This window comes from Caballeronia sp. ATUFL_F1_KS39 (assembly GCF_023630985.1).
GTDB classification, from domain to species: Bacteria; Pseudomonadota; Gammaproteobacteria; order Burkholderiales; family Burkholderiaceae; genus Caballeronia; species Caballeronia zhejiangensis.
This window is the reverse complement of the sequence record NZ_JALQDZ010000061.1, coordinates 121,943-137,838: the sequence shown is the minus strand read 5'-3', so window position 1 is coordinate 137,838 and position 15,896 is coordinate 121,943. Positions and strand designations below refer to the sequence as shown.

Here is a 15,896-nt window from a genome sequence, read left to right as displayed (position 1 = left end):
CACAATGTGCCTTAAATTTTAGGCGGCTTCCCCGATGCACATTCCTGGATTCATCGACCGGCGCACCATCCTGCGCGCGCGCAGACTGTGGCTGCATTACGGCGTGTTCTGGCTCGGCGCGATCGCGACCGGGCTCGTCGCGGTCATGTATGCACGGCTGATCGACTTCGGGTACGACGCTTTTCTGCGCGTCGTCGCCGTCTACTGGTGGTTGCCGCTGCTGCTCACGCCCGCGATCGGCGCGCTCGCTGTCTGGCTGACGCGCCGCTTCTTTCCCGGCTCCGAAGGCAGCGGCATTCCGCAGGTCATCGCCATGCTGCACGACAAGCGCGAGCTCGGGCCGCGCTTGCTCACGCTGCGCATTCTCGTCGGCAAGATCGCCATATCGTTTCTGTCGATTCTCGGCGGCTTCACCATCGGGCGCGAAGGGCCGACCATCCATGTGGGCGCGGCGCTCATGTTCAGCTTGCGCCGCTTCTATCCCACACGCTTGCGCAACATGCGCGGCGGCGCGCTGGAACGCAATCTCGCGCTCGCGGGTGCGGCTGCGGGATTGTCGGCGGCGTTCAATGCGCCGCTCGCCGGCGTGGTGTTCGCCATCGAAGAGCTCACGCGCAGCTTCGAGCAGCGCACGAGCGGCGTGCTGATTACGGCGATCATCTTTGCCGGCATCGTTTCGCTCGCGCTGCAAGGCAACTACGTCTACTTCGGCACGATCGATCTCACCGGACACTTCCCCGAATCGCTCGCGCTCGCCGTCGTTTTGCTCGGCGTGGTGACGGGCATCGCGGGCGGCATCTTCTGCTGGCTGTTGCTCAACACGGAGCGCTGGATGCCGGGCCGTCTCGCGAGCTGGCGTCAGACGCATCCGGTGGCGTTCGGCGCGGCGTGCGGGCTCGTCATCGCGGTCATCGGCGTGGTGGCGGGCGGCCATACCTTCGGCAGCGGCTATGCGGAAGCGCGCGGCATGCTCGAAGGCCACACGGAAGTCGGCGCGAGCTATCCGTTGCTGAAAATGGCGTCGATGGTCGGGTCGTATCTGCCGGGCGCGCCGGGCGGACTTTTCGCGCCGTCGCTCGCGATCGGCGCGGGCATCGGCAATGCGCTGCATCTCGTGTTCGGCAACATGGAATTGCCGATGCTGATCGCGCTCGGCATGGTCGGCTATCTCGCCGCCGTCACGCAGAGTCCGATCACGGCGTTCGTGATCGTCATCGAGATGATCAACGGTCACGCGCTCGTGCTGTCGCTGATGGCCACCGCGCTGATTGCGAGCCAGGTGTCGAAGCTGTTCGCACCGCCGCTCTACGAAGCGCTCGCGCAGAAGTACATGGGCAAGTGACGCCGCGCGTCACGATGCGAGCTTGCGCGCGAGGCGGCGCATGCCGTCGAAGATCGTCTCGGCGACGTCCATCGGGAAATCGCGTGGCAAGCGTGCGGCCACTTCGTCGATGACGTGCGGCGTGCGCGCGCCGAGTTCATCGATCATCGTTTCGACATCGTTCGCGGCGAGTCCCACGCGCCGCCCCTGCGCGATCCAGTGCCGCCGCTGAATCTCGCCGATCAGATAGTGCGCGTTCTTGCTGCGCACGGCCATCGCGAGGCGCACGCGTTGCGCGGCGAATTGATTGGCCCGCGTACCGATGACCGGATGCGCCGAGAGCACGTCATAAAGCGGCGTCGATTCATACCGGTTGTCGGGCAGATGCGCGATGCTGAAGTTCTTCGCGTGACCATCGGTGGCGGCGAGTATCCAGAAGATCATCTGCGTGCGAAAGAAGCGAAGACGGTCCTGTGCGGCGTGCGTCGATCCGGCGAGCACCTCCATGATCCGTTCGATGCCGGGACCGCCGTCCGACTCGTACTTGAGCAGCGCGGGCGTGCCGGTGGCCTGACACATGTCCTCTTGCGGCAGGCGCAGGATCCACGATTTGTCGCTCGACAGACGGCGATCGAAGCGCTCGACGACGAGCACCTTCTGATCGTCGAAGCGTTCCATTTCGCATCGCGCGATGGGCAGGCCGAACGCCGCGACGATCTTCGAGCAGAGCCATTCGTTCTCGACCGACGTACGCATGTCGGCGCGCATGTTGCCGACGAGCCCGAGCGGCAGCTTGAAGATATGCGTGGTCGGCGTGCTGCCTTCGGGCAGAAGCCAGCGCTTGCCGTGACGCAGAAGCGCGGTCTTTTCCTGCGCCCCGGCGATGGACAGGCGCAGGTCGTCGACCGTTTCGTGCTGGCCGAGTTGCGGCGCCGATGTGGTCTCGCGCAACAGACGCGCGATCTGCGATGCGGTGAGCGCACGGCCTTTTATGGTGTCGAGATCGACGGGCGCTTCGCCGGGCGGCAGCATTTGAAGGGCGCCGACGCAATCGCGGCCCAACTGCGCGAGCAACTGGAACGGCGCCGTGCCGCCGGTGCGGAATCGCGTGGCGATGCGGCGGCGGATCGGCTCGCTATCGGGCAGGAGATTGTCGAAGAAGTCGGTGACGACTTGCCCGCGCCACGGCTGATTGCCCGGCGTGAAGGGCAGCGACAGCGATAGCGGACGGCCTTGAGGATCGGCGATCCAGTCGTCGCGATAGACGAGGCGTTCGCCGGCCGCGCCTGTTTCCCAATGCCCGACGGGCAGGCCGTTCATCCACAGGTCGAGTCGGCCGGATTGCGTGCGGCGCGCCATGATTACCAGTTCTCCCGTTTCTTCGAGGCCGCAGCGGCGGCCGTGGCGCGCTTGCGTGCGGGGCGCGCGGCGGTGGCCTTGGCCGCGATGGGCGGCGGCGGGTGTATCGGCGTGGCTTCGCTCGCCTTTTCCGCTCGCGTGAGCGCGAGTTCCACGTCGAGCACGCGTAGAACCTTGAAGAGACGTTCGACGCTCACTGCTGCCGGATTGGCTTCGAGTTGCGCGTACGTCTGCTGCGTAACGCCGAGACGCGCCGCGACCGCCGCTTGCGTAAGGCCCGCCGCCTTGCGAAAGCCGATCAGGATCGGCCTGAGCTGGCTCAGTGTTTTCAGCGAATAGTCCATCGCGTGCTCCTACAGGTTTTGATCTGTAATGTCATTTTACAGCCTCGGAGTTGTTAAGCATGAAAACAGATCATAGCCTGTAAATCGATGCGTGCCCGTCGATGCCTCGTCCTTTGGGTTTGTCCCAATGGCCTCATCGTCAAGGTCGCAACTGATGCGCGAAATGGCGGGCGGGCGTCCCGGCCTCATCACGAAGACGGGGCTCGGCACGTTCGTCGATCCGCGTCAGCAGGGCGCGCGTCAGAGTCCGTCGACGGAAGAGATGCTCGTCGAGCTGATGCGTATCGACGGCGAGGAATGGCTGCGCTTCAAGCCGTTCCCGATCGATATCGCGTTCCTGCGCGGCACCACCGCCGACGAAGACGGCAACGTCACGATGGAACAGGAAGCCTTGCTCGGCGAAATGCTCGCGATGGCGCAGGCGACGCGGCGCGCGGGCGGCATCGTCGTCGTGCAGGTGAAACGCATGGCGCGGCGCGGCACGCTGCCGCCCAAGCAAGTGAAGATCCCCGGCATTCTCGTGGACTTCGTCGTCGTCGAGCCGGAGCAGCGTCAGACTGATCGTGCGGCGCGCGGCGATGGAGCTGTATCCGCATGCCGTGTGCAATCTCGGCGCAGGCATTTCGACGGGACTCTCGACCGTCGCCGCGGAAGAAGACCTGCTCGACTCGGTGATCCTCACCAACGAGCAAGGGCTGATCGGCGGTGCGCCCATCACAGGCCGCGATTCGGGCGGCGCGCAGAACTTCGCCGCGATGATCGAGCAGCCGTCGCAATTCGACTTCTACGATGGCGGCGGTCTCGATCTCGCGTTCCTCTCGTTCGCGGAAGTCGACGCGCACGGCAACGTGAACATCAGCCGCTTCGGCGACAAGATCGTCGGCGTCGGCGGGTTCATCAACATCAGCCAGAACGCGAAGCGCGTGATCTTCAGCGGCACGCTCACCGCGGGCGGGCTCGACGTGCAATGGGAGAACGGCAAGACGCGGATCCTGCAGGAAGGCAGGCATCGGAAGTTCGTGCGTTCGCTCGAACAGATCTGCTATAGCGCGCCGCTCGCGCGCGAGCGCGGCAATTCCGCGTTGTTCATCACCGAGCGCGCGGTGTTTCGTGTCGGCGATAAAGGGCTGGAGTTGATCGAAGTCGCGCCGGGCATCGATATCGAACGCGATGTCTTCGCGCAGATGGATTTCGGTCCAGCCATCGCCACCGACGTGCACGAGATGGACGCGCGCATCTTCGCGCCGCAACTCATGGGCATCAAGGATGAAACGGTGGCCCGGGAACGTAGGCATCGTTCGCAACGCATCGCCGAGTGGTACGGGAGCCGCGCATGAGTGCCGCGTCGATCACGGGGCGCACGCGCTTGTACGGCATCATCGGCGATCCGATCGCGCAGGTGCGCTCGCCCGAAGTCTATACGCGCAAGTTCGCCGATGCGGGCATCGATGCGGTGCTCGTGCCGATGCACATCGAGGCAAGCGAGATCGATGCGGTTCTGCCCGCGCTGCTGCGCCTGAAGAACCTCGACGGCCTGCTCGTGACGTCGCCGTTCAAGACACGTGCGCTCGCCATCGCCGATGAAGTGCATTCGCGCGGACGGCGCATCGGCGCGGTGAACGCTTTGCGTCGCGATGACGAAGGCCGCTGGCACGCCGACATGTTCGACGGCGAAGGCTTCGTGCGCGGCCTGCTCGCGAAGGGCCACGACGTGAAAGCGAAGCGCGCGCTCGTGCTCGGATGCGGCGGCGCGGGCGCGGCCATCGCGGTATCGCTCGCGGATGCAGGCGTCGCGCACATCACGCTCTGCGATATCGATCGCGCGAAGTCTGCAACGACGTGTCCGAGCGCGCGTTCCAGCTCGAACACGGCGGTCAATGGGTGAAAGGCAAGATGGCGCCCACCTTCGGTCCGCTCGGTCCGTGGCTCGTCACGCCCGATGAACTCGGCGACGTGCAGAATCTGCCGCTGTGGCTCGAACTGAACGGCAAGCGCATCCAGAACTCATCGACGTCCGACATGATCTTTCCGATCAGCAAGCTCGTTTCGTACATCAGCCAGTTCGTCGTGCTCGAAGCGGGCGATGTCATCACGACGGGCACGCCGCCGGGCGTCGGCCTCGGCATGAAGCCCGAGCAATACCTGAAACCGGGCGACGTGATGAAGCTATCCGTCGAAGGGCTCGGCGTTCAGGAACAGACCGTCGCGCGCTGGGACGATCAGTAACGCCGCAACCCATGCGACGCAAAAACGGCGGACATACGCGTCCGCCGTTCGCTCACGCTTCGATCAGAAGCGGTGACGCAAGCCCACGGTCGCCGAGACCTGGCTGTTCGTCGACGATGCCGACAGTCCGTTGATCGCCGCCGTGATGCCCGAATCGCCCGTATCGCTCACGTGCTGATACACGCCTTGCAGATACACGTCGGTGCGCTTGGACAGCGCGTACGCCGTTTGCAGGCTGAACTGATTCCACTTCGGATCGACGCCTTCGAGATGGCCGTCGGTGAAGGTGTACGCGCCCGACACCGACCACGCGGGCGTCAGGTTGTAGCGGCCGTTCACTTCGTAGTTGGTGAAGCGCGCGCTGCCGCCATCGAGCGTGATGCCGTTGGTCGTGCCCGATGCCGATGCGCCGATGCCCGTCGCGCCGTCGAGTCGCGTCTGCGTGAAGACGAAGCCCGCTTGCGCCGCGCCGAACGTGTAGCTCAGGCCCGCGCCGAACGTGCGCTGACGGCTTGCGCTGAACGTGGCGTCATCGCTGACTGCGCCGCTCGAATTCAGCGTCGCGCCCGCGTTGTTCAGCTGCATGTAGCTCGCCGCTACGTTCAACGGACCGTAGTTGTACGATGCGCCCACGCTATACGCGCGATTCGTCGCGAAGCCGCCCGCATCGTTCGAGAAGCCATACAGGCCGCCGAACTTGAAGCCGCCGTAGTTCAGGCTCTGGTACTTCACGGAGTTGCTGACGCGGAACGAGTTGTCGAGGTTGTCGTTGTCGAACGGGTGCGCGGCCTGCGTGCCGCCGTATTGCGTGCCCGTGAGTGCGAGCGGGCCGAGATAATCGACGACGGAATCGTACTGACGGCCGAGCGTGAGTGCGCCCGCGCGATCGCTCGACAGTCCGACGAACGCCTGACGGCCGAACTCGCGTCCGCCTTGGCCGAGCTTGCCGTTCATGACGCTGAAGCCGCTTTCGAGGGTGAAGATCGCCTTCAGGCCGCCGCCGAGATCTTCCGTTCCGCGCAGGCCCCAGCGGCTGCCGTTGACGGCGCCGCTCGTCGCCTGAACGTTATGCGCGCCGCCCTGATTGTTCGTGTAGGTGAGGCCCGCGTCGATGAGGCCATAGAGCGTCACGCTGCTTTGCGCGTGCGCCGTGCCGGCGACGGTGCCGAGCGCGGCCAGCGCGCTCAGCGTGAATAGGGATTTCTTCACTGTGGTATCTCCAAGAGAGCTTGAGGTTCTTTCCGATCGATCGGTCGACGCATCGGACGGCGGATTAAATCACGGCACATGACGTGCTTTCGTTGGACGCGAGTTACCGAATGTTGTGTAACGCGTACGCCTGCGGAGCACAGCGAAAGAGGAATCCCTTGAGCATCAATGCGTTCGCGTGCGCGCGATGCCGCAATGCGGCGCGAATCGCGATTACCTGCGGTAATGCCTTGTGCGAATCGGAAGGACGTTGTGGTCTGCGCGCGACATCCGCGTACTGAGTAAGATGGCCGAGTGTGTCCGGATTGACATGAAGTTGAGGTCCGGATTGATGGACAATCTCGTCTTGAGGCGCGACGCCGCCCGCTCTCGAACCGGTGCAACGAAGTGAACGAATCTCAACTGCTGCTCGTGGAAGACGACCCGGAAATCAGCGAATCGCTCGCGGATTATCTGCGCGGCAAGGGCTTTCGCGTGCAGGTCGCCGGAAGCGCGGAAGCCGGACACGAACTGCTCGCGCGCGGCGGCTTCGACCTCGTGCTGCTCGACGTGATGCTGCCCGGCGAAGACGGCCTGAGCTTCTGCCGTCGCGTGCGTGCATCGGGCGGGCCGCCCATCATCATGCTGACCGCGCTGTCCGAACCGACCGACAAGGTCGTCGGCCTCGAACTCGGCGCGGACGATTACGTGTCGAAGCCCTTCGATCTGCGCGAGCTGCTCGCGCGCATCCGCGTCGTGTTGCGCCGCGGCCAGACGAACGAGGCCGCCGCGCGCGCGCCGGCAAGCGAAATCGTGATGACGTTCTCCGGCTTCACGTTCTATCCGTACCGGCGCTTTCTACGCTCGCCCGCCGGCTTGCGCGTGCCGTTGACGGGCGCCGAAACCGACTTGCTGCTCGTGCTGTGCCAGCATCCGCGGCAAGTGCTATCGCGCGAAGAACTCATCCGTCTCACGCGCGGCAAAAACTTCCCGATCGCGACGCGCTCCGTCGATCTGCTCGTGAGCCGGCTGCGCCGCAAGCTCGCGGGCGACGATCCGCTCGATGATCCGATCCGGACCGTGCGCGCCGACGGTTACGCGTTCCAGCCCGAAGTGACCGCCCAGTGATGCGCCGCCTGATGCCGCGCGTTTTCGCGACCACGCTCGGGCAGATTCTCGCGATCGTCGCGGGCTCGTCGGCGGCGACGCTGTTGCTCTTCATCGTGTTGTTGTTCTATCCCGGCGCGCCGCCGAGCCCGCCGTGGCCGTGGCAGACGTCGTATCGCATCGTCGCGCTGGTGGACATGCTGAGCGCGACGCCCGACGCGGACCGCGTGCGCGTGCTGGCCGCCGCCGGTCGCGCGCGCATGACGGCGAAGCTCGTCGACGATGCCGTCATCTGCAAAGGCTCGACACTCGACACGCACGATCTCGAAGCCGCGCTCAGAGCGGAACTGCACGCGGGCGCGGCGCTGACGGTGCGAACGTGCGATGCGCGTCAGCCGACGCAGAATCTTCAAGTGCTGATTCCCCTCGGCCAGCGCACGCTGGAGATTCGCACCGACCGCAACGAACGCGAGCCCGATCGCTTCACGATTCCGTTCTTCGGCGCGCTCGCGTTTCTGTGCGTGGGCGTCGCGGGATTGTCGGCGTGGGCGGTGTCGCGCGTGATTCGCCCGTTGCGGCGATTGTCCGAGAAAGCCGATGCGTTCGGCCGCGACATCACCGTTGCGCCGATCGATGAAGAAGGACCGCTCGAAATCCGCCGCGCCGCGCATGCGTTCAACCGTATGCAGGAACGCATCGCGCGCTCGATGCAAAGCCGCACGCGCATGCTCGCCGCGATCAGCCACGATCTGCGCACGCCGCTCACGCGCATGCGCCTGCAGCTCGACGCCGAGAAGAAAGAGATCGAGCGCGCCAAGCTGCTGCGCGACATCGATCTGATGCAGACAATGGTGAGTTCCGCCCTCGCATTCCTCACGAGCGATGCGGGCGCGGAGAAAAAAGAGTGGCTCGATCTCGGCGCGCTGCTCGGCACGCTATGCGACGAATACGCGGAGTCGGGCGCGGCGATCCGCTACGACGGGCCGGATCAGATTCCGTTCTTCTGCAAGCCGGATGCGATCCAGCGCGTTCTCACGAATCTCATCGACAACGCCATTCACTTCGGCACGGAGATCGTCGTGACGGCGGCGCTCGATGCAGGCAACGTGGTGATCGACGTGACCGACGACGGGCCGGGCATTCCCGCCGATCGCCTTCAGGACGTGATCGAGCCGTTCGTGCGCCTGGACCCGGCGCGCGCGCAGCGGCCCGGCAGCGTGGGCCTCGGGCTGTCGATCGTCGATGACATCGTGCGTTCGCACGGCGGCACGCTCGCGCTCATCAATCGCGAGCCTTCGGGCCTGATCGCGCGCGTGACGATGCCCGCATCGAACTGAACGTTCGCTCAGATTTCGAGCTTGTATCCGACGCCGTAGACCGAGACGATGATCTCGCCCTCGGGCCGGACGTCCTGCAGCTTGCGGCGCAGATTCTTGATGTGGCTGTCGATCGTGCGATCCGTCACCACGCGATGATCCGCGTAGACGTTATCGAGCAGAAACGAGCGCGGCAGTATTCGGCCCATCGACACATGCAGCAGATGCAGCAATCGGAACTCGATCGGCGTGAGGCGCAGTTCGTGGCCGTCGAGCGTCACGCGATGAAACTGCGGATCGATTTGCAGCGCACTGGCCGCCGCGCCGCTCGCGGTTGCGTTCGCGCCGCCCGCGCGACGCAAGATCGCCTTCACGCGCGCGACCACTTCACGCGGGCTGAACGGCTTGCACACGTAGTCGTCCGCGCCGGTTTCGAGTCCGAGCAGACGATCGATCTCGTCGATGCGCGCCGTCAGGATGATGACCGGCAGCTCCGAAAACGTCCGCAATTCGCGGCAGATATCGAGTCCGCCGCGGCCCGGCAACATCAGGTCGAGCAGCATCAGCGAAGGCGGCGTTTGACGCACGAACGGGATGACCTGCGCGCCATCGGCGAGCGTCGTCACGATGTAACCCGCGACGCGCAGATAGTCGGCGAGCACGGCGGCCAGCTTCGGCTCGTCCTCGACGATCAGGACATGGGCGGGAGAAGTTACGGGCATCGCTTACTCGCGGTGGGAAGGAAAGCGCGCGGTGATCGACACGCCGCCGTGCGCCGAATCGTCCGCGCGGATGCTGCCGCCATGCGCCGTGACGATCGCCTTGCATAGCGAGAGCCCGAGTCCCGCGCCGCCGCTTTGCCGGCTGCGCGATTCGTCGACGCGATAGAAACGGTCGAAGAGATGCGGCAGCGCGGACGTCGGCACGCCCGGCGACGAGTCCTGCACGTTGAGCGTCCAGTCGTCGGGTGCGCCCGCGAGCGCGACGCGCACGCGCCCGTTCGGATCCGTGTAGCGCAGGGAATTCTGCAGCAGGTTCTTCAGCAATTGCACGAAACGCGCGGCGTCGACATCGACATCGGCGGAGGCGAGCGCATCGCTGCATTCGACATCGATGGCGAGCCGCTTCGCGCGGAACGACTGACGCATCGCATCGACGGACGCGCGCGTGAGCGCGTTCACCTGCGCGGGCGCCTTGCGATAGCGCAGCATGCCGACATCGCTCAGCGACAGGTCGTACAGGTCTTCGATGAGCTTGTTCAGCGCCGCGACTTCCGTCTGCAGCGAGGCGAGCGATGCGGCATCGAATACATGCACGCCGTCTTCGATCGCTTCGAGTTCGCTGCGCAGCACGGCGAGCGGCGTGCGCAATTCGTGCGACACGTCCGCGATGAACTCGCGCCGGCAACGTTCCGCGCGCTCCAGCGAATCGGCGAGCGAGTTGAAGTCCGATGCGAGCTTGTCGAGCTCGTCGCGATTCTTCGCGGGCACGCGAATCGAATAGTCACCGCTCGCGAGCCGATGCGTCGCGGCCATCACGCGGCGCACCGGCACGAGCACGAGGCGCGCGAGCACCATCGCGACGACGGCGGCGAGTATCACGGCGACGCCGCCGATCTGCCAGGTCGCGCGCATCTGCTGCGCCTGAAACGCGATGTCGGCGGCGTCGGTGAGCGGCGTCGGCCCGGCGGTTGCGAGCCAGCCGACGATCTTGCCATGCACGCGCACGGGCGACGCGGGCGCATCCGGCGGCGGCGGCTCGTTGGTGGATGCGACGAGCGCGCGATCCGCATCGAACAGCGCGGCAGGCGGACGTTCCCGTCTATGCCCGCGCACGCGATCCGCCGATTCGATTTCGGGCGCTGTATTCAGCGAATCGCGCAGACGTGCGGATTCGGGCGGCGCGAAAGGCGACGGGTTCGGCAACGCGTTCGAAGGACGCATGCCCCAGTGCGGACCGTGCCACGGCTCGCCGAGCGGCCCGAGGATGCGCGCCACGCTCCCGCTGCCCGGAAAGCTGCGCCACGCGCTCGGCACGGTCGCGCGCATGTCTTCGATCTCGCGCCGCACGAACTGCTCCTGTGCGTCGTCGAGCAGCGCGAGCCATGCGTCGTCGTTGCCGCGCAGGAACGCCCAGTTGCCGTGCGCGGCGTACTCGCTCGCGACCTTCGCCATCACGGCGCGTTCGCGCCCCGCATCGCGTTCGCGCACGTAATGCAGAAAGCCGTTCTCGAAGCTGACGCGCACGGCGTAGCCCATCGTCAACGTGATGACGAGACACGCGACCAGCACGAGCAGAAAGATCTTCGAGGCGATGCCAAAACGAAACTTCAATGAGGAACCCTTCGCGTGGCAGGCGGATTGAATGACGGCCGATTCTAGTTGATGCGGCCTTCGTCACGCAGTTTCCTCGCGAATCTCCACGACTTCTCCACTTTTTCTCCATGCTGGATGCGGCATTGATCGCTAACGTCGCTGGCAATCTCAAGGGATAACCACGGAGTTACGCCATGCCACGCACCGAACGAAAGGAGGCCGATATGAAGCGCCCGTCCTGGCCCGGACGAAGTTCCGCCGATGTAGCGCAGATCGCCGACGAACCCGCGACGAAACTGCGCGGCTGCCGCCTTTCCGCGCCGATCGTGCAGCCGTGGGGCGCGTCCTGCCGTGTCGTCGAATGGATCAACTTTCGCGGCGAACGCTCGTTCATCGCGGTGCATGTGAGCGCGACGGAACCGGAAATCCGCGAGCGCATGCGCCTGCACGCCAACGGCGAACGTCACGTCGCGCTCGATGCGGCCGCGCTCGGCCGTCCGAAGCTGCGGAGGGCGTAACGATGATGTCCGGTACGCACGAGCCGCATCGCATCGTCATCGTCGAGCCGGATGACGGCGTTCGGCAAAAACTGCGCGCATTTCTTTCGAGCTATTACCCGGCGATGCGCACGATCTCGAATGCAGAGACGCTCGCCGTCGAGATCGAGCACACGAAGCCTTCGCTGATCCTGCTCAGCAACGAACTGACCGACACGCCCACGGCAGCCGTGCTCTGCGATCTGCGCACGCTGCATCCGGATATCGCGGTGCTCGTCATCGGCGCGCCGCACGGCTGGATGGACGCCATCACCTGTCTCGATCTCGGCGCCGACGACTTCGTGCAACTGCCCTGCAACGAGCGCGAGATTCTTTCGCGGATGCGCAATCTGTTGCGTCATCGCGCGGGGCGTGCATTGCCGGTCACGCCCGGCGACGGCAAGCTGCGCCTCGGCGACTTCGTGCTCGATCCGGCGAAGCGCACGCTGAAGCGCAAGCGCGTGGCCATCGACGTACACGACAGGCTCCTCGAACTGCTCGCGTTGTTCGCGCGCAATCCGATGACGGTGATGTCGCGCCTGCGCCTCACGCGTCAGTTGAGCGAGCAGGGCTGCGCGCTGTCCGAGCGCTCGGTCGATGCGCTCGTGTGCCGTTTGCGACAGATCGTCGAGGACGATCCCGCAGAGCCGCGCCTCATTCAGACGATACGCGGGCGCGGCTACGCCTTCAGTCCGAATGGCGCGAAGCTCGGCGCGGTCATGCCCGCTCATGCGTAGATCGCCGAACCGGGACGGGCCGGGCTCTTCGCCGGAGATTCACGTAAAGAGCCTTAAAACGCGGTGCCGATCTGAAACTGGAACTTCTGATACGTGTCTCCGCTGTGATGCACGATCGGGAAACCGAGGCTCAGCTTCAGCGGGCCGATCGGCGAAATCCATTCGAGGCCCATGCCGTAGCTGTAACGCAGGCCGTTCGATCCGGTGCTGTTGCCTTCGTCGCCCCAGACGTTGCCGCCATCGACGAAGGTGAACACGCGCAAGGTGCGGTCGTAGCCGGTGCCCGGCAACGGAAACGTCATCTCGATGTTGGCGACGACCATCTTCGAGCCGCCGATCGGATCGTTCGTCGTCTTGTCGCGCGGACCGAGCGAGCTCGACTCGTAGCCGCGCACGGAACCGATGCCGCCCGCGTAGTAATTCTTGAAGATCGGATACGACTTGCCACCCAGACCCGAGCCATAGCCCGCCTGAAGATTCACGCCGAACACGAAGCCGCGCGAGAACGAGTGGTAATACTGCGCGGTGAAATCGGTCTTGTAGTACTCGGTGTTGCCGAGCGGCGTGCCCACTTCCGCGTTGGCCTGCAAATAATAGCCGCGGCTCGGCACCAGCGCGCTGTCGCGATGGTCGCGCTTCCAGCTCGCCGTGAGCGGCACGTTGTTCACCACACGGCCGAACTCGCTCACGTAGTCCAGATACGATTGCGGCGTATCCGAATCGGTATTGAAGCGATCCTGCTCGACGCCCGCGCCGAAGTACACCATGTCCGATTCGGAGAACGGAATGCCGAACTTCGTGTCGACGCCCATGCTCACGATACGAAAGCTCGAATCGCTCGAATAGTAGAGCGGATACGTCGTCCGGTAATACGCATCGGTGATGCGCTGAATGCCGTCGACGGTGAAGTACGGGTCCGTCTGCGTGATGCTCAGCGTGCGATACGTCTTCGCCGTATTGACGTTCACGCCGAGACTCGTGCCCGAGCCGAACACGTTGTCCTGCGTGACGCCGGCGGACAGCACGACCTTGTCCGTCGATGAAAAGCCCGCGCCGAGCGTGATCGCCCCTGTCGGTTTCTCTGTCACTTTCATCTGCACGTCGACCTGATCCGGATCGCCTTCGATGGGCACGGTCGTCACATCGACATCGGTGAAATAGCCGAGACGGCTGATGCGGTCTTTCGAGAGCTTGAGCGCCTGACTGTCGAACCATGCGCTTTCGAACTGGCGCATTTCACGGCGCACGACTTCATCGCGCGTGCGCGTATTGCCGATCACTTCGACGCGGCGCACATACACGCGCTTGCCCGGATCGACCTGCAACGTGAGCGCGACCGTGTGATGCGCCTGATCGATGTCCGGCTGCGCGTTCACGCTCGCGAAGGCGTAGCCGTATCCGCCGAGCCTGTCGACGAGCGTCTGCGTCACTTGCTGCAGCTTGTTAGCCGAGAACAGCTCGCCCGGCTCGATGCTCACGAGCCGCGCCAATTCCGCATCGCGCCCGAGCAGATTGCCCGCGAGCTTCACGCTCGTGATGGTGTAAGGCTTGCCTTCGTGCAGCATGATCGTCAGATACATGTCCTTCTTGTCGGGGGAGATCGAAACCTGCGTCGATTCCACGCTGAATTCGAGGTAGCCGCGATCGAGATAGAACGAGCGCAGGTTTTGCAGATCGCCGGTGAGCTTCTCCTTCTGATAAAGATCGTTCTTCGTGTACCAGGAAAACCAGTTGGGCGTGGAGAGCTGCATCTCGTCGTGCAGCGTCTTTTCATCGAATGCGGTGTTGCCGAGGAAATTGATCTGCCTGATCTTCGCGCTCGGTCCTTCGGCGACCGAGAAAAGCAGTTGCACGCGGCCGCGATCGAGCGGCGTCACCGTGGTCGTGACTTCGGCGGCGTAAAAGCCGCGCATCAGATATTGGCGCTTGAGTTCCTGTTCCGCGCGGTTCGCGAGCGCCTTGTTGTAGGTCTGACCCGGCGCGAGTCCGACCGATTTCAACGCCTTCGACAAATTGTCCTTGTCGAATTCATGCACGCCCGCGAACTGAACGCCGGCGATGGCCGCCGCTTCGACGACGCGCACGACGAGCACGTCGCCGTCGGTCGACACGCTCACGTCGCTGAAGAGGCCGGTGTCGTAGAGCGCGCGGATCGCATCGGTGGCTCCCGTCTCGGTGAAGGTGTCGCCGCGCCGTATCTTGAGATTGGCGAAGACCGTCGACGGATCGACGCGGCTCACGCCTTCCACGCGAATGTCGCGCACGATGAAGCTGCTGCCGGCATGCGCGTGCGCGCTGACGAGGGCGCCCGCCGCGACTGCGAGCGAGCGATAGATGTGATGCTTCATGCGGGAACCGGGAAAAGTGGAGAGAGCGGCGCGGGCTTACTGGATCGGTGCATCGCCGATGGCGGGCAGGGACTGGCCGGTCGCCGCGCCGATGACTTCATGGATCTGCAGCGCGCTTTCGCGGCGTATGCGAAAGGAGAGCTGCGCGCCGCCCTGAAGGACGAAGGAGAGAATCAGCGCGCCGGTGCCATCCGCATCGAGCGCGACTTCCCAGCCTGCGCAATGCATCGTGAATTTGGCCGCGCGATTTTTCTTGCGGATTCTTTCCGAGCACGCGATGGCGTGCGCGAGCGCGGCGATCAACTCGTGCATGACGGAGCAATGCAATGCGACCGACGAGCCCGAGCGCGCGTCGACGACGAGATAGCCGCCGTCTTCGCTAAGCCGGAAGCTCGCGAGCGAATCGATGGTGAGAGCCGGGCGCATGTGCGTTCGAAGCGGGTTATCGAAAGCGCACAGTCTATGAAGGCACGACGCGCATTGGGTTACGCGCCTCTTACCGGATGTTGCCCGGGATGCGGCCAAGAAAGCGGCGCATTCAATCGAATGCTTTCCTATAACCACATCATGAAATGCGCGTGATTTTTTAGGCGCCGCGGTCCGATATTTGCTCGATAAGGGCTAAGCTATCCGAATGCCTGATTTACATCGCATGTCTGGAAAAACGTGCATTGCGTGGCCGTCGAAAGCGGCGCGGCAAGGCAGCGCTCGAGCGGTCGGGCGTTTCTCCGGGCGTTCGGATCTTGCATCAGCAGATGTGCTTTTAAACGAAGGACATCATGTACTCCATGAGCGGTTTTTTTGTCGAGATCATTCCAGAACACGTACCGGATGATGGCTGGACCGCGATCGCACAGTTCTCGCGCCAGCGAGATTATCGAAAGCACGACGAAGTGCCCAAAGCGACCTTTCCGACCAACGTCGCGTATGGAACACGGAGCGCCGCCGAGCGCGCCGCCACGCAATGGGCACGCGAATTCGTCACGTCTTCGAGCGAAGTTCTCGAATCGTCCTTGCGGCTGGAAGAGGCGGCGCGCAAGGCTCATTGAAGGCAATTGCCTGCAAACGTACTGGGTCGAGTCTTTTCGATCTCAATCCC

At 64.4% G+C, this 15,896-nt stretch carries 15 protein-coding genes and 2 pseudogenes; 10 read left to right on the top strand and 7 right to left on the bottom strand.

Annotated features, from left to right (window positions below; translation table 11 throughout):
- The first annotated feature begins 34 nt into the window (after positions 1-34).
- Complete coding sequence (locus NCR93_RS29760) at positions 35-1,342, top strand: chloride channel protein (protein WP_008345342.1); 1,308 nt, start codon at positions 35-37, stop codon at positions 1,340-1,342.
- A 9-nt stretch (positions 1,343-1,351) separates the two neighbouring features.
- Here NCR93_RS29760 and NCR93_RS29755 read toward each other — a convergent pair whose 3' ends face one another.
- A complete protein-coding gene (locus NCR93_RS29755) occupies positions 1,352-2,683 on the bottom strand; it encodes a type II toxin-antitoxin system HipA family toxin (protein ID WP_175982484.1) in 1,332 nt (443 codons plus the stop codon).
- Positions 2,683-3,024 (bottom strand): helix-turn-helix transcriptional regulator, encoded by a 342-nt coding sequence (locus tag NCR93_RS29750; protein WP_008345344.1) that lies wholly within the window; start codon positions 3,022-3,024, stop codon positions 2,683-2,685. The genes NCR93_RS29755 and NCR93_RS29750 overlap by 1 nt, the downstream gene beginning before the upstream one ends.
- 127 nt (positions 3,025-3,151) lie before the next feature.
- On the opposite strand from NCR93_RS29750, the pseudogene NCR93_RS32175 reads away from it, so the two are divergent.
- From NCR93_RS32175 to NCR93_RS29735, 4 genes and pseudogenes are all read left to right on the top strand, one after another.
- Positions 3,152-3,502 (top strand): annotated as a pseudogene (locus tag NCR93_RS32175) (CoA-transferase); the annotation flags it as partial.
- Between the two features lie 100 nt (positions 3,503-3,602).
- A complete protein-coding gene (locus tag NCR93_RS32170; protein WP_372492613.1) occupies positions 3,603-4,361 on the top strand; it encodes a hypothetical protein in 759 nt (252 codons plus the stop codon).
- On the top strand, positions 4,358-4,909 hold the full coding sequence (locus NCR93_RS29740; protein ID WP_239295323.1) for a shikimate dehydrogenase family protein: 552 nt from the start codon (positions 4,358-4,360) through the stop codon (positions 4,907-4,909). The genes NCR93_RS32170 and NCR93_RS29740 overlap by 4 nt, the downstream gene beginning before the upstream one ends.
- Positions 4,852-5,250, top strand: a pseudogene (locus NCR93_RS29735) (fumarylacetoacetate hydrolase family protein); the annotation flags it as partial. The gene NCR93_RS29740 and the pseudogene NCR93_RS29735, both read left to right, overlap by 58 nt.
- Before the next feature lie 63 nt (positions 5,251-5,313).
- Here NCR93_RS29735 and NCR93_RS29730 read toward each other — a convergent pair.
- The gene (locus tag NCR93_RS29730) at positions 5,314-6,459 is read right to left on the bottom strand and encodes a porin (RefSeq protein WP_175982408.1); all 1,146 of its coding nucleotides are present in this window, start codon (positions 6,457-6,459) and stop codon (positions 5,314-5,316) included.
- A gap of 387 nt (positions 6,460-6,846) precedes the next feature.
- On the opposite strand from NCR93_RS29730, the gene NCR93_RS29725 reads away from it, so the two are divergent.
- Positions 6,847-7,566, top strand: a complete 720-nt coding sequence (locus NCR93_RS29725; RefSeq protein ID WP_008345349.1) for a response regulator — start codon at positions 6,847-6,849, stop codon at positions 7,564-7,566.
- An 11-nt stretch (positions 7,567-7,577) separates the two neighbouring features.
- The gene (locus NCR93_RS29720) at positions 7,578-8,882 is read left to right on the top strand and encodes an ATP-binding protein (protein ID WP_034471160.1); all 1,305 of its coding nucleotides are present in this window, start codon (positions 7,578-7,580) and stop codon (positions 8,880-8,882) included.
- Positions 8,883-8,890: 8 nt separating this feature from the next.
- Here NCR93_RS29720 and NCR93_RS29715 read toward each other — a convergent pair whose 3' ends face one another.
- On the bottom strand, positions 8,891-9,583 hold the full coding sequence (locus NCR93_RS29715; protein WP_008345351.1) for a response regulator: 693 nt from the start codon (positions 9,581-9,583) through the stop codon (positions 8,891-8,893).
- A 3-nt stretch (positions 9,584-9,586) separates the two neighbouring features.
- Positions 9,587-11,194: an ATP-binding protein gene (locus NCR93_RS29710; RefSeq protein WP_008345352.1), complete on the bottom strand. Its 1,608-nt coding sequence runs from the start codon at positions 11,192-11,194 to the stop codon at positions 9,587-9,589.
- Between the two features lie 206 nt (positions 11,195-11,400).
- Between NCR93_RS29710 and NCR93_RS29705 the strand changes: the two genes are divergently transcribed.
- On the top strand, positions 11,401-11,694 hold the full coding sequence (locus tag NCR93_RS29705; RefSeq protein WP_051078953.1) for a DUF2866 domain-containing protein: 294 nt from the start codon (positions 11,401-11,403) through the stop codon (positions 11,692-11,694).
- 2 nt (positions 11,695-11,696) lie between these two features.
- Positions 11,697-12,449 (top strand): winged helix-turn-helix domain-containing protein, encoded by a 753-nt coding sequence (locus NCR93_RS29700; RefSeq protein WP_175982409.1) that lies wholly within the window; start codon positions 11,697-11,699, stop codon positions 12,447-12,449.
- 53 nt (positions 12,450-12,502) lie between these two features.
- On the opposite strand, the gene bamA is transcribed toward NCR93_RS29700, so the two are convergent.
- Positions 12,503-14,797 (bottom strand): outer membrane protein assembly factor BamA, encoded by a 2,295-nt coding sequence (gene bamA / locus NCR93_RS29695; RefSeq protein ID WP_175982410.1) that lies wholly within the window; start codon positions 14,795-14,797, stop codon positions 12,503-12,505.
- Between the two features lie 36 nt (positions 14,798-14,833).
- Positions 14,834-15,223, bottom strand: a complete 390-nt coding sequence (locus tag NCR93_RS29690; protein ID WP_008345356.1) for a hypothetical protein — start codon at positions 15,221-15,223, stop codon at positions 14,834-14,836.
- Between the two features lie 362 nt (positions 15,224-15,585).
- Here NCR93_RS29690 and NCR93_RS29685 point away from each other — a divergent pair, with 362 nt between their 5' ends.
- Positions 15,586-15,846 carry a hypothetical protein gene (locus NCR93_RS29685; RefSeq protein WP_239295324.1) on the top strand — a complete coding sequence of 87 codons (261 nt, stop codon included), beginning with the start codon at positions 15,586-15,588 and terminating at the stop codon, positions 15,844-15,846.
- The last annotated feature ends 50 nt before the right edge of the window (positions 15,847-15,896 follow it).